The sequence below is a fragment of the Leptospiraceae bacterium genome (genome assembly GCA_016708435.1).
In the GTDB taxonomy this organism is placed as follows: Bacteria; Spirochaetota; Leptospiria; order Leptospirales; family Leptospiraceae; genus UBA2033.
On sequence record JADJFV010000035.1, the window covers coordinates 281,808 to 295,413 of the forward strand.

The following is a 13,606-nucleotide window of genomic DNA, read 5'->3' on the forward strand; positions in this document are numbered from 1 at the left end:
AATACAAAGAATCTAATTGGATATTAAAACGTCTTTTCTTGCTAAATCAAATATTTGAACTAAGAAATTGGATAGCTCTTCCCCGGCTTCTTTGGAAGGACGAATTTTATAATTAAAAACTTTTAGTCCGAAGCGGATAAAGAAGTTATCCACAAACTCACTTTCGGAACGAAGAGAGAAATTCCAAGCGGAAGGTTTCTTTTTCCAGCTTAGTTTTAGAAAACTTCCTTTCTCCTGATTGGCATGGACTAATACAGTGGTGAAATGATAAATCAACTCTTCTAAATTTCCGGGAATCGCAAGGTCAATTGCCCAAGAGGGAATTAAGTAAGAGAATCCACCGGAAACAGATGTCTTAGAAAAATCTTTTAGCGCAAAAGATAGATTACCCTCTCCTGGTTTGTTTGAAAAGATTCCATTTACAGTAATTTCTTTATTATCAAAATCAAGCCCATAGATGGTAGCTTGAAAGGAAATCAGAATCTTAAAATTATAAAGACTTAAAGTAGGAAGAGCAAATGCTTTTGAAAAATCTAATTCGTCGTTTCCGTCATTTGTGGAATAGGGAATAATTTTTCCGCCGGCAGTATAGAATTTACAATAGAGTAGAAGTGACTTACTCTCCATATTTATTTCCAAAATTCGACTACCCGAAGAATTATAGAAAAGCATTTTAATATTTCCCAATTCACTTATATCGTCGAAATACTCAGCCAGGTAGGGATATTGATTTTGCACATAACGATTGTTAATCCTTCCATTTAAGATAACCATTGTTACCCGCTTGTCATTTTTATTTTGATCTTTGAGAAGGGAGTCAGCAGCAAAGTATTGATTCAGGAATCGACTTACAGAAGGAAGATCATGCATGAGTAGATCTAATACCTTTCTATTTTCTGAATTTTTTAAATTCGAAAATGTCTTAGAGGCTGGTAGATTCACTTTATCTAAGTTTTCCATGTCGAGTAGGGATAATAAGGAGCCCAATAAGATTGCTCCTTTTTCATGCGATAAGACTCCGAGATATTGATCTAACTTTAAATCTCCTGAATAGGAATTTGACTTCGCATAAGATCCACTAGCCACAGAAGATGATTCATTCTTTCGAAGTGAAAACTCTACGCCAAAGTCACCGAATTTCTGGATAGGAATTTTTTCAAAGCTGCTATCTATTAAATCCACGTTAAAGCCTTCGGGCGAATTCACTCCTGCATATGTAACTGACTTATAGCCATTAGCCGATGATTTCATATACTTGGAATTATATAAATCTTTAAAGTCAAATTTATCGAGGGACTTACTTAGATAGCCGTGAAACTCCTCGGCTGATTTATTGAATTTAGTTTTGCTTGCGTAATTCACTAGAAGATTTAAAAAATCTCCAACTGATCCTTTGTCTTTTCCTTCTACTGATTTTACAGTTGTTAGAAATGTCACTGTCTCTGAAAAAAGAAAAATCGGAAAAAGTAAAATGACCGCGGTTAATAAATATTTTGCTTTCATTTTACTTATCTAACTTAAAGAAGCTCATTTCCTTTTTTAGCAAATCTGCTGTGTTTGCAATTCCCTGTGAGCTGGCATTTAGCTCTTCTACACCGGCTGCTGTTGACTGGGTAATTTCATTTATCCCGTAAATAGTCTTAGCCACTTCTTCAATAGCAATTTTCTGTTCTTGCATCGCTGTTCGAATTAAGGAAGTCATTTGATTTAAGCTGTTTACTTCTTCATTTGCAATCGAATTGATTGACTTTTGCATCTTTACTTGTAATTCCAGGGTTTCAGCCATTGACTGAAAAGAGTTTACTCCTTCAATAACTTTGTGGATAATCTGAATTGTATCCTGAATGATTTTACTACCCATTGCAATTTCAGTCTGGTTTGTGCTAACTAAAGAAGAAATGTCTTTGATACTTCGAGAGGTTTTATCTGCGAGTTTTCCAATCTCATCGGCTACTACTGCGAAACCTCTACCGGAATCACCGGCTCTTGCTGCTTCGATGGCAGCATTAAGTGAAAGCAGATTGATTTGTTGCGAAATGCTGGTGATTATTTCCATTACGTTTGTGATCTGCTTGGAGCTAGAACTAATATTCGAAATGCTTGCATTCATCTGATCGAGAGATTTTTCTCCCTTGCTTGCATCTTTTACAATTGTTAATACGTTTCGGCTAATGCTTGTTATCTCATCCGCCATCGAGGAAATAGTTTCTGTGAGTTCTGCCATTTTACCATCTAGAATTGTCACTTTAGAAAATTGATCTTCTGCTCTTGCGTTTACACTATCAATACCGGCAGAAATTTCCTCTATCGAAGCAGAAATTTCCTCAGACGAAGCTGCTTGCGTTTGCGTATTGCTCGAAAGATTATCTAGTGCTGAATGCATTTCATCGGCTGAGTTTGCTAGATTGTTTGCTATTTGAATATCACTGTGGATAATGGAAGATAGCTTATTGGTGAATGAATAGAGGCTTCTTTCAATGTTTCCTATTTCATCCATGGAGATAATATTAATTTGCCCTGTTAGATTTCCTTCTGCCATTTGTTTTAAAATAAAAGAGCTGTCTTCGAGTGGTTTTAATTTTAAATTCAAAAGATGATAGATAAAAAAGCCAGTGGCTACTAAAGTAAGCAGTGTAATGATAGAAATATCGCGTATACTTACTAGGGCAGGCTTTTCTAAGTCTTCTTGTAAAATAGTGCTGACCACAATAAAATTATACTTAGAGCTAATTTGTTTTAACATGGCTCTGATGTTTCCATCATCGGTATATAGGAATGATTTTTTATCTTCAAAGTCTCTAAGATAATCAGCAAAAAATTCAGTTTGTTTATTTTTCATAATTTGCTTTGGATCTTTGTGGGCAATGACTGTTAGGTTCTTTGTTAATACAAAAGGAAATCCATTTGATCCAATGTTTACATTTTTGATAATTTCCTGTGTGAAATCCCCAATCATAAAAGCAAATCCAACTCCAGCGATTACCTTTCCGTTTTCTTTGATTGGAGCGGTAATTAAAATATTTGGATGAAAAGTGATAGGAGAAATTTGTAAATCACTAAAATGAACTTTGCCATTTAGAACTGCTTCTATGTTTTTTTGGGAACTAAGGACTTGCTTCATTTGAAGACCAATGCCTTCTTTTTTTGTGGAGCTATTCGCAACGATTGTGTAGCTTGAGTCGAGGGTAAAAATAAATGTTCCTTCGTAGTAATTTTTGGAATTAACCATGTAAAGAGACAAATATTGATTTAATGCATTCCAGTTATTCTCTTTCACTAAATTTATAATTTCTGGATCTGTTGCAAATTTAGTTATATCTTGTTCTCTGGCACCGTAGAAATTTTCCAGAATTTGCACATTACTTTCGTTTATATTGTTCATTTGATTTTCAAATGCTTTTGTGAGAGTTTTGGAATTGAGATTGAAAGATACAATTAAAATGGAAACGGATAATAAAAATAGGGCAGAGCCAATTTGAATGCTGAGAGATATAAAGAGTTTACTATTGTTTTGTCCCTGATCTTTAATACTTTTGTTAAATATTCCTGTGCTTGCCACGCGAGCAATTAGATATTCGTTCACAGAAAAAGCCCAAAGTCCATTGAGGACTCCACCGAAAAGTCCGATTCCAATTAAATTAGTAAGTTGATAGATTCTGGTATCCGTAAATAAGTAGAGGCTAATGGAAACAGATATTATTCCTATGATCCATCGAATTAAAATTTCAAAAGCATGAAATTTTGGAATCAAGGTAAATTTACGTTGAGCAGTAGAATATACTTCTTCGGAAACTTGCTTTTCATCAGCAGAAAGATTCAAATATTCAATGAAAGGGTTTAGAGTTTTAATATTCAAAAAATATGATATCACTAGCGCGAGTAACGTTATGAAGGTAGAAACAAAGAGTATTATTTGAATTTGCAAAACGTTGAAGTCAATAAAGGCAATTGCGAATACTATGACAGTTGGAAGGATCATCGCTATTCCTAATGCCTCTGCGTATAACCAGAAATTTATTTTATAGTTTCGTAATAGTTTTTTATGTGTTTCATTCATCGTAGTTTCAATTTCTTTTTTGGCGTTAAGATTCCTAGTATTATTCGAAGTTAATCGATGAAACTTCTTTTTTTTCGTTTATGATTTTCGTTGAATTCGGATAGACTTTGCAAACTAAGTATGGGAAAAATCATTCGTGATAATCCCAAGCACTTTCATACGAATCGTGAAGCTCCACATGCTCTAAGAATTTTTTGTAGAATTCGTGGTTGCCGATTGTTCCACTATCCCCCAGAACGACTAATCGCAATTTGGCGCGTGTCATGGCTACGTTCATTCGTCGGATGTCGGAGAGAAAACCAATATCTGCTTCGTCATTGGAGCGAACGAGGCTAATATATATTATGTCCATCTCTCTTCCTTGGAAAGAGTCGATTGTCGAAATTTCAATGCTGTATTCTTTTTGTAAATTTGTTTTATCAAATAAATCCCGCAGAGTTTTAATTTGATCGTTATAAGGAGAAAGGATACCAATTTTAATTTCGGATTTTTGCTTTGCACTCCAATTCCATTTTTCTAAACAAAGCGTTAGGTGCTTCAGTAAAAGCTCTGCTTCTTTTGTATTGGAAATGCTTAAAGTCTCTTCATTTAACTCTTCGTCAGAGTCTGTGCCTGCTGTATCAATAAAACAAAGCGGAGAAATTCTCTCCGAGTAACCACATACTGCGTCTAACGTCTTCTCTTTTACAGAAGAATGAGCCTTTAAGTGACCATGATAAAACAATTCATTCGAAAAATCCATTATCTCTTCATTCATTCTATACTGAGTATCCAATAGAACAAATGGAGAATCCGATACCGAATCTAAACTCTCCTTACTCTGGGTCGGAGCCTGTGGTGAGCTTGTCGAATCCATGCCTCTGTGGCCAATATTCCCTTTTTCCAATCGGAATATAATTTTCTCAAATAAGGATACGTCTAGTTTGCCGCGCACGGCTTCTGTAGATTTTACTACTGGTGGAAGTTGTTTGTGATCTCCGCAAAATATCACTCGGCTGGCTCGCATAACAGCAATCCAAGCAGCAGGCTCTAAGGCTTGCGTTGCTTCATCAATGAAGACTGTTTTAAAATGCATTTTACTTGCAGGAGAATTTGTAATTCCTACGAACGTGGAACATATTGCTTCTGACTTTTCTAGAATATCTTTTTGAATCGAAACTTCTAGACTGCGGATAATGGAAAATAGCTCTTTTGCTTCATTACGAAGTGCAGTTCTCTCTTCTCTTTCTGCTTTTCCAAAATTTCTTTTGAACTTGAAAGCTTTCTTCTGGATTTGCAAAGCTTCTTTTTTATACTTTTGAATTGTATCGTAATCAGGATGCGAAAGAAGTTTTGCGTCAAATGTATACTGCTCAGAATTTTCAGAAACACGGGCAGGATTTCCCATTCGAAGAACATTTACTCCCAGAGCTGCCAATTTTTCTACGAGCAAATCTACTGCGTTATTGCTTGCCGCACAGACTAGAACTTGTTTTTCTTCTCTAACGGCTTCTTTGATTATCCGCACAAGAGTTGTAGTCTTACCTGTTCCCGGTGGACCTTGTATGAGAGCGAAGTCATGAGCGTTTAGAGCAAGCGAATAAGCCTTGTTCTGTGAATCGTTCAACTCTGTCAAAGGTGGAAATTTCTGATCTTCAAAGTAGGCTTGCCTGTAACCGAGTAAAATTTCTCTTAAATCGGCGAGTCTATTTTTACTAGCCGCAATGACTTTCGATAAAGCGAATTTCATCTCGTTGTAACTTGTCTCGTTGTAGAATAAGTCTACACCCAATTTGCCTTCGTCAAACCAATCTGGCATCTCGGACTCAGAAATCATGACTAGCATCGTTTCATCTTTTAGTTTACGAATCGTTCCATAGACGCGATATTCTTTTCTTTCTTCTTTCGAAAGACCTTCTTTGTTTGTAAAAATAGAAACAGTCTGACCCGAATGAAATTTATGATCCTTGGCTTTCTCGGGATTTGTGCGGATATTTAGAATTAGACGCTCATTAGACGTGACTTCTTCAATATCAATTTGGACAGGATACCAGGTTACACCATTCTTTTGTCTCTCTGCCGGACTTGTTTCCGTAAGTAATGTCTCGTATTCGCTACGCTCATATTCCTGCTCTATTTCGAGTAGGTGGAGTGTCTGTTCTAATTCTTCGATGGAGTTTATTTTTCGCACCAAACTTCTTGTGGCATATTATTTGCAAATTTAATGAAAATAATTTCTTTGGGTGCACAAATAAAAGAAATGTCTTCTTCCTCATGGTAGCCAGAACCTCGCTCTTGCCTGATTGGAACTTTTAATTTTACAATTTTGGATTCGTCTATGCCCTTTTTGTTTATGACCTCATAGCTATAACACGAGAATAAAAATAGAATAATAAATAAAATTATTTTACGCATTCAACACCTACCGTATGGGGGCAAACAAGAAAAAGACTCAAACCGCAAAACGCTCCATCTAGCATACTATCATATATATTGATCATCCGAATTCTTTCTCCCGGACAAACAGTTTCTGGATTCAAATCATTGTAAATCGGAACTGCACCAAAGATTGTAAAAAATCTGAGTTTGATAGATTCTTCTCTTCTAGGAGCTTCACTCTTTGTAATTATATATGGATGACTAAAACATCCAGAGAGGGTAAGAGTGATAAAAAAAAATATTGCGTATCTGTTTATACTTTGCATAGATTTTCAGGCTAGAATTTTTTAAATGGGTTGACAAGTATTTTTTTATTTTCTTTTAATAATCTAGGAGCCATTATGAAATCTTTAAAAAACTTTTTTTTGTTATCCGTTATTCTCTTATTCGTAAATTGTGCAACAGGCCTTCGAAGCGCCTTACACGAGAATATGAGCGTTATCGACTTTCAAGCAACAACTCCTATTGGCAACTCGGTATTTATCCCCTTTGTGACTGGGGCAGATAAAGATATTTTATTAACCAATGTAGAAATCACTCAAGCACTTAGAAAATCCGTTATTGGTTCTAAATTTTTTAAATCTCTAAATGATAAAACAAAGGAAGATTGGGATTTGAAAGCAGAAATTATAAGGCTTGATAAACCGACATTTGGCGCTGATTTTACAGTAACCGCTGAAATAAAATATACACTTTTCAATAAAGGCACAGTCGTCAAAGACTTCGTCATCACTGAATCAGGCACTGCAACTGTCAGTGAAGAATTGGTTGGATTTAAACGAATGAAAGTTGCCGATGAAAGGTGCATTCAAAATAACTTAAAAAAATTATTACTTGAACTAAACAATTCCACAAAAGGAAAGAAGTAATTATACGAATAAAAATGGCAGTATAGGATTAAATTATTTTTACTCGTTTGTAAACATCGAAAAAATTAAATTCTATATGAAGAGAGGATAATACAAAATTACCTTCGATAGAATTATATTCCATTAATTCCCAATTCAATCTTTCATTTCGAATAAATTGCTCTATATGAATTCTTTCTTGGTCAACCAAAATGTATTCTTGAATGCTGGGAACTGACCTATACATTTCGAATTTTTCTCCTCTATCATAATTCTTGGTAGATTCAGAAAGAACTTCAATTACACAAATTGGATTGGTGAGAATATCTTGATTATCCGCTTGAAACTCTGGCTCACCTGAAATGACCATTACATCTGGATAAACAAAGGCTTGCTTTGAAGGAATCCAAAGTTTTAAATCGGCAGTCATAACGTAATAAGATTCATCAAGTAATTGAGTTAGAAGATGACTTAAATTTGAGACAATTAAATTATGAATAAAGCTAGCACCAGTGAATGGAAATACTTCTCCTGCGATGAATTCACTGCGAGAATCACTTAGTCTTTCTTTCTCTAAGTATTCATCTATCGTAATTTTTTTATCTTGGACTTTCATAAGCAATTAAAAACTCACCTTACGCAAGGTGAATGACCAGCGTGCCCATCGCTGGATTTGGGTCTACACCTAACGGTGGGTTCGCTGCCGCCGGGCTATTAATTTATAAGCTTTATCTAATATTCTTAATTTCATAAAATGATTCATAGTTTTACTCTTATACGTAAGGTGAACTCAAAATAAATATACTCAAGTTATAATGGTTTTCGAAATGTGATCATCCTGTAAATTTTGTTAATCCTGTCTAAAAAAAAAATTCCAATGAACCAGAATAGCTATTATGTTTCAATTCCAGTATTCAGTCTTGAAAGAAAAATGTAAACTAACTTTTTCTAAACTCCCAATACAATATTCTTATAAAGCTCCAATTGTCCTTTTCGAATTTTGACTTCTTTTTCTTCGATGAGCATTTTGGTGAGTTGGATTCCTTCGTGTCGCTTTTCTTTGATGGTTTGGGAAAACTTTTTATCTTCGAGGGCGATATGAGAGAAGAGCCATTCTTTTAAGTCGATTGCGAGAAGATTCGCGGCGCGGTCGTTGCCTGCTTCGATTTCTGCTTTTCTTTCTAGAACAGAATAAACAAGAGTCGCATGTTTTTGTTTGTGACCTAGCAGATACGGATAATTTAGTTTTTCCATTAAATATTCTTCTGTGTGAAAATGCTCAGTGACATAGAGAATTGCTTCCTGCAAAAGCTCCTTGATCTCTGCTTGTCTATTGTCTGATTTATCGTGCATTGTCATTTCTAACTGGAAGGCAATTTTGATTAGCCACAGGTGCTGGATGTCAATGAGTGGAATATCTAATTTTAATTTAAATCTTGTCCAGATGTCTTTGATCTTGTGGCGAAGTAATCCTTCTCGATCTAAAGTTTCTTTGGAGTCTTTGGCTGAAAAAACTTGATTGTATAATTCCATTTGTTCAAGGGATAATATGAATATGCCGTCAATCGCACGTTCTTCAAAAAAAGCTTCCAGATTAGATTTTCTTTGAATGAGAAACTGCGCATACTTCTTGTCTTCCTTTAAAATATGCTCTGATAACCAATGACGCAAATAACGAAATAATTTTTCCGCCATTGTGCGATCTATCTTTTGTGCTTGAGAAACTAATTTTTTAAGTGAGTGAATAAATGCCCCGTGTTGTTTGATATGCGCATCTCTTTCCGGGAAAAAAAAATGCAGTGAACAAAGTTTCTTCTGCTCTGAAATGAGAGTCTGCATATTCGAATGCTTCTGCAATTGCTTTCTTGAATGTGTCTGCTAATTGGTCATCGTGTTCTGTTTTGATAATCGCATTTAGGTGAAGAACCAATGATACCAACCAAACATGCTGTGTGTCGATAAAGGGAATCCCTAGTTGGAAGTTCTGAAATTTCCAGAATTCTTTTACATTTGATACATGTTGAGGGTTTAATAGTTCAGTTTCTGTTAGCATCTCGCTATGATTTCAGATATTGCGACGAAATCAATAGGAAAGAACACCATCTAATGCTTCTAAAATATGATAAATATCATATTTTAATTTCTTGAATTTGCAAACCCTAACCCAAAACTGAGACTAGAGACAACTATGAAATCAATTTATTTAATTTTAATTTTAATTCTATCCCAAAGTTTTTTACAAGCAAAGACTGACGAGGCTTCTCTTGGTTTATTGAGTGCAGCGATTAAAGGAGATTTGCCGCAAGTGCAAAAGGAATTGCAAGATGGTGTGGATATTAACGCTGGCGATGAACAAGGAAATACTGCTTTACATTTTGCGACCATGAAAAGCAATTTTGAATTGACTAAGTTCTTGTTAGAGAAGGGTGCCAATATAAACCAGAAAGATGGAAACGGTGACACACCTCTTGCGAATGCATCCTCTGTTGGTAATATGGATTTAGTCAAATTCCTAATTGAAAAAGGAGCCGAGGTAGATTCAAAAAATCAAACTGGTTGGACTCCTCTTCGTTGGGCGTCTAATGAGGGTTATCTTCCTATTGTAAATTATCTTCTAGAGAAAGGAGCGGATAATACTCCCTTATACTTAGCAGATAGATATTTTGTAGAAGCCGCGAAGGATGGCAATTTAGAAGAGATGCAAAAATACTTGAGACGTGGTGCTAGTATTGATGCTGTAGACGAAGAGGGATTTACAGCAATCCTTTATGTTACAAAGAATTCCTCTCTGCATCTAACGGACAAGTCTAGAACGGACAGTTTAGAGATAGTGAAATTTCTTTTAGAAAAAGGAGCGAGTTTTAACGATAGAAGCCCTGCTGGTATTACACCTCTCCTCTATGCAATTGAAAATGATTACTCTCGAGTCATTGATTATCTGATAGAGAAAAATGCGAACTTAGAAGACGGGGATGCAAATGGAAATACAAGTCTCATGATTGCGACGAGAACTGGAAATGTAAAACTAGTCTCTTTTCTCTTAAGTAAAAAAGCAGATGTCAATGCAAGAAACGAGATTGGACAATCTGCATTTCATCTGGCAAGTCTCACTGGTAAGTTAGAAATTTTAAAACTACTTAAATCAGCAAAAGTGGAAATTGATTCTGAGGATAATAGCAAAAATACTCCCTTACTACTCGCTTCCCGCGAAGGCAATGAAAACGTAGTAAAATTCTTACTTGAATCCGGGGCAAAGATCAATCATAAAAACGAACACAATAATACTGCTTTAATGTTCGCAGCGCAAAATGGACATTTACCGGTAGTAAAACTTCTTACCGTATCGGGAGCAGATAGAACGATTGAATCTAGTTATTATCCATATGGAACTGCTCTAATATTAGCCAACAGAAATAAGCATCAAAAAGTAGCAGAGTATCTGCAGTCTATGGATAGTGTAACTCCTAAGACAACGACTAAGGCAGCAACTACAAATCCTACTTTAGAAAATAATAAAATAGAAGATCTAATCAAAATCCAAGCTCTTCTAAAAGAGCAAGTCAAGGGTAAAAACAAAGATGGATTTACTGCTTTGCATTGGGCATGTAGTAATGGGAATGTGGAAATGGTAAAATTTTTACTCTTACCAGAGGCTGTAAATGAAAAAGATAAAAACGGCTACACTCCATTACACTTTGCAGTTCAGTCAGGCAAATTGGATATAGTAAAGTATTTACTACAAAATGGTGCCAATAAAAAAGCAAAGGATAGTAAAGGCAAAACCCCACTCGATCTATCTACTGAGAAACTAAAAGCAACGCTAATTAAGACATTTAATACAACTAAAGTATCTCCTCCTGTTAAACTTTCGCCTAAGAATGATAAGCCGCAAGCAGAAAAAACCAAGGTAAAAGAAACAAATGACTTGGAAGATGACGAAGACGATGAGGAAATCCTGGAAGACTAAAGATTTGCCAAAGAGGGTATTGGATTGTCTCATTTTTTCTCTGTGCCTTATTGCCTTTGTGGCAATCATTGATGCTGATTAGTTGTCAATTTTGTTTATGGAAAAGGTTTTACTATTTACAAAAAAGGAATACTCTGTATCAATGAGTGACTATGAATTTTCTAATGACAAAGATTATAAGCAACATACTTTTGTTTTTATTCTTTGCCTTAGTGTCTATTCAAGTTAGCGCAAAAGAATTTGACATCCAAGTAATTGATGTAACGAAAGAAATGGAAGACTTGAATACTCCACCAAAGGAAGAGCATACCTGGTGGGTAACATCAAATGAAATTAATCCAGAGGTTTACACAAAGTATCTGCTGAACCAATTCAAAGATAAAGATAAACAAGATGAAGCGTGGAAACCCGCTCTTGTTCCCGGAAATCCGATAGGCGAAAAGCTTGTCTCGGTAGATACACAGATTATTTGGTATCTAAAGGTATTCACTCTTCACAATATTCCTGACGAAGATCAAATTCTCTATCTCAAAAGAATTTCCGATAGAGATGAAACCTATCTCAATGGAGTCTTGATTGGTAAAACGGGAGATTGGGATTCTGATAAAGCGCAGGGTTATGATAAGAGTAGACTCTATAAGATTCCCAAAGAAACTCTAAAGATTAATTCGCCTAACGTTCTTCTTATACGTGTTCGTAAATACTTCCGTGATAGTGTTGGCGTATGGGGAGAGAATGTTTTTCTTGGTGGAAGTAAGGCAGTTTTAAGGGATTATTATTTTTCCATTTTAAAGCCTGTTATTTTTTTGATTTGCTATTTTACAGTGGGGGCTTATTTCATTTTTCTCTTCCTGCGTCGTCGTAAGGATAGAGAGAATTTTTATTTTGGAATGTTTGCTATTTTGTTTGTAGTATATCAGCTTCTTCGTAGTCAATGGAGGTTTGAATTTGGATATAGCTATTATGCTTACAAGAAAACAGAGTATGCAATTTTAATGCTTCTCTTTCCGGCGTTGTATTTATTCTTCCGTTATTACTTCGTAAGAACAGAAAATAAGTTTATCCGATATTTTCACTACTTTAATTTAATCCCAATTACTATTTTAGTTTCGATTTTCGGCTACATATTATTTACCTCTGATATTAATTTATGGAATGATTTTTTAAATCAATTAGTGCTTCCTTTTCTTTATCCACCGCTTATTTTTCTTATTTTCGTTATTATTATCTATAATGGTTTTATTAAAAATAGCATTGATGCAAAAATCATGTTTACCGGTTGGATGATTCTAATCGCGGGTATGATAAGTGACATTCTTGTTCACTTAGAAGTGATTCGTTTTGAAAGAACTTTAGAATACAGCTTCTTTGTCTTTATTTTGAGTCTTGCCTTTATTCTTTCTAATCGATTTGTGAGAGTTCATCAGGAAGTAGAAGACTTGAATTTGAACTTAGAGAAAAAAGTAATTCATAGAACAGAAGAATTACAAACTGCTCTTACAAAAGTAAATGAATTAAAGCTCAGTCAAGATGGTGATTATTTTTTAACTTATTTGTTATTGGAGCCGTTATGCGTGAAAGCCGTTACAAATCAAAATATAAAAGTAGATTTTTTGATTAGTCAGAAAAAGAAATTTGTATTTCATAAGAACAACCATGAGATTGGGGGAGATACTTGTATTGCGCACAGTATTTTCCTTCAGCATAGACCTGTCACTGTTTTCTTAAATGCAGATGCAATGGGTAAGTCTATGCAAGGTGCCGGCGGAGTTCTAGTTCTCAATTCTATTTTTGAAAGCATTGTGAAACGAACTTCATTGCAACCCGGCTTTGCCGAACAATCAGCAGAAAGTTGGCTTACGAATGCGTTTATCGAACTGCATAATGTGTTTATTATGTTTGAAGGTTCGATGATGATTTCTCTCAACATGGGAATCATTGATGATGCATCCGGTCGAATGGTTTATGTCAATGCAGAGCATCCTGCGATTGTTTTGTTTCGAGATGAGAATACCAGTTTTCTTCCTTTACTTGAGATGAATTGTAAATTAGGGTCACCGCTTATGGAAGAAAGGGTTCATATCAATTCTTTTTTATTGGCGGATAAGGATGTTTTGCTTCTTGGCTCAGATGGACGAGATGATATAATACTCTCAAGCGGAGAGATGAACAATGATTATGATTTATTTCTCACTCATGTAAAGAATGCAAGGACTGATTTAAAAAAGATATTCACTGAGATTTTAAAAACTGGAGAGATATACGATGATTTGTCGCTCTTACGCATTGAATACAATAAATTTTAACGGAGTCTAA

11 protein-coding genes are annotated in these 13,606 nt (G+C 35.2%); 3 read left to right on the forward strand and 8 right to left on the reverse strand.

Features of this window, described 5'->3' with window-relative positions; all coding sequences use genetic code 11:
- Positions 1-12: 12 nt before the first annotated feature.
- The 5 genes from IPH52_26695 to IPH52_26715 all read right to left on the reverse strand — a co-directional run bounded on the left by IPH52_26695 (position 13) and on the right by IPH52_26715 (position 6,741).
- Positions 13-1,503: a hypothetical protein gene (locus IPH52_26695; GenBank protein MBK7058573.1), complete on the reverse strand. Its 1,491-nt coding sequence runs from the start codon at positions 1,501-1,503 to the stop codon at positions 13-15.
- Between the two features lies 1 nt (position 1,504).
- Positions 1,505-4,057 (reverse strand): methyl-accepting chemotaxis protein, encoded by a 2,553-nt coding sequence (locus tag IPH52_26700; protein ID MBK7058574.1) that lies wholly within the window; start codon positions 4,055-4,057, stop codon positions 1,505-1,507.
- Positions 4,058-4,187: 130 nt separating this feature from the next.
- Positions 4,188-6,227 (reverse strand): AAA family ATPase, encoded by a 2,040-nt coding sequence (locus tag IPH52_26705; GenBank protein ID MBK7058575.1) that lies wholly within the window; start codon positions 6,225-6,227, stop codon positions 4,188-4,190.
- Positions 6,215-6,451 carry a hypothetical protein gene (locus IPH52_26710; GenBank protein ID MBK7058576.1) on the reverse strand — a complete coding sequence of 79 codons (237 nt, stop codon included), beginning with the start codon at positions 6,449-6,451 and terminating at the stop codon, positions 6,215-6,217. Before IPH52_26710 ends, IPH52_26705 begins: the two co-directional genes overlap by 13 nt.
- Complete coding sequence (locus IPH52_26715) at positions 6,439-6,741, reverse strand: hypothetical protein (protein MBK7058577.1); 303 nt, start codon at positions 6,739-6,741, stop codon at positions 6,439-6,441. Before IPH52_26715 ends, IPH52_26710 begins: the two co-directional genes overlap by 13 nt.
- A 75-nt stretch (positions 6,742-6,816) precedes the next feature.
- On the opposite strand from IPH52_26715, the gene IPH52_26720 reads away from it, so the two are divergent.
- A complete protein-coding gene (locus IPH52_26720) occupies positions 6,817-7,344 on the forward strand; it encodes a hypothetical protein (GenBank protein MBK7058578.1) in 528 nt (175 codons plus the stop codon).
- Between the two features lie 28 nt (positions 7,345-7,372).
- On the opposite strand, the gene IPH52_26725 is transcribed toward IPH52_26720, so the two are convergent.
- The 3 genes from IPH52_26725 to IPH52_26735 form a co-directional block, all read right to left on the reverse strand.
- Positions 7,373-7,945, reverse strand: coding sequence for a Uma2 family endonuclease (locus IPH52_26725; protein ID MBK7058579.1), 573 nt, complete (start codon positions 7,943-7,945; stop codon positions 7,373-7,375).
- A 326-nt stretch (positions 7,946-8,271) separates the two neighbouring features.
- Positions 8,272-9,018 (reverse strand): bacteriohemerythrin, encoded by a 747-nt coding sequence (locus IPH52_26730; protein ID MBK7058580.1) that lies wholly within the window; start codon positions 9,016-9,018, stop codon positions 8,272-8,274.
- Positions 9,019-9,055: 37 nt separating this feature from the next.
- The gene (locus tag IPH52_26735; GenBank protein MBK7058581.1) at positions 9,056-9,376 is read right to left on the reverse strand and encodes a hypothetical protein; all 321 of its coding nucleotides are present in this window, start codon (positions 9,374-9,376) and stop codon (positions 9,056-9,058) included.
- Between the two features lie 135 nt (positions 9,377-9,511).
- On the opposite strand from IPH52_26735, the gene IPH52_26740 reads away from it, so the two are divergent.
- On the forward strand, positions 9,512-11,290 hold the full coding sequence (locus tag IPH52_26740) for an ankyrin repeat domain-containing protein (protein MBK7058582.1): 1,779 nt from the start codon (positions 9,512-9,514) through the stop codon (positions 11,288-11,290).
- A 152-nt stretch (positions 11,291-11,442) separates the two neighbouring features.
- Positions 11,443-13,596 (forward strand): SpoIIE family protein phosphatase, encoded by a 2,154-nt coding sequence (locus IPH52_26745; GenBank protein ID MBK7058583.1) that lies wholly within the window; start codon positions 11,443-11,445, stop codon positions 13,594-13,596.
- Positions 13,597-13,606: the final 10 nt, after the last annotated feature.

What these genes read in the sequence shown, in the direction of transcription:
- IPH52_26695 (MBK7058573.1), bottom strand. Translation starts at nt 1,503, where the DNA reads ATGAAAGCAAAATATTTATTAACCGCGGTCATTTTACTTTTTCCGATT.
- IPH52_26720 (MBK7058578.1), top strand. Translation starts at nt 6,817, where the DNA reads ATGAAATCTTTAAAAAACTTTTTTTTGTTATCCGTTATTCTCTTATTC.
- IPH52_26715 (MBK7058577.1), bottom strand. Translation starts at nt 6,741, where the DNA reads ATGCAAAGTATAAACAGATACGCAATATTTTTTTTTATCACTCTTACC.
- IPH52_26735 (MBK7058581.1), bottom strand. Translation starts at nt 9,376, where the DNA reads ATGCTAACAGAAACTGAACTATTAAACCCTCAACATGTATCAAATGTA.
- IPH52_26700 (MBK7058574.1), bottom strand. Translation starts at nt 4,057, where the DNA reads ATGAATGAAACACATAAAAAACTATTACGAAACTATAAAATAAATTTC.
- IPH52_26740 (MBK7058582.1), top strand. Translation starts at nt 9,512, where the DNA reads ATGAAATCAATTTATTTAATTTTAATTTTAATTCTATCCCAAAGTTTT.
- IPH52_26745 (MBK7058583.1), top strand. Translation starts at nt 11,443, where the DNA reads ATGAATTTTCTAATGACAAAGATTATAAGCAACATACTTTTGTTTTTA.
- IPH52_26710 (MBK7058576.1), bottom strand. Translation starts at nt 6,451, where the DNA reads ATGCGTAAAATAATTTTATTTATTATTCTATTTTTATTCTCGTGTTAT.
- IPH52_26730 (MBK7058580.1), bottom strand. Translation starts at nt 9,018, where the DNA reads ATGGCGGAAAAATTATTTCGTTATTTGCGTCATTGGTTATCAGAGCAT.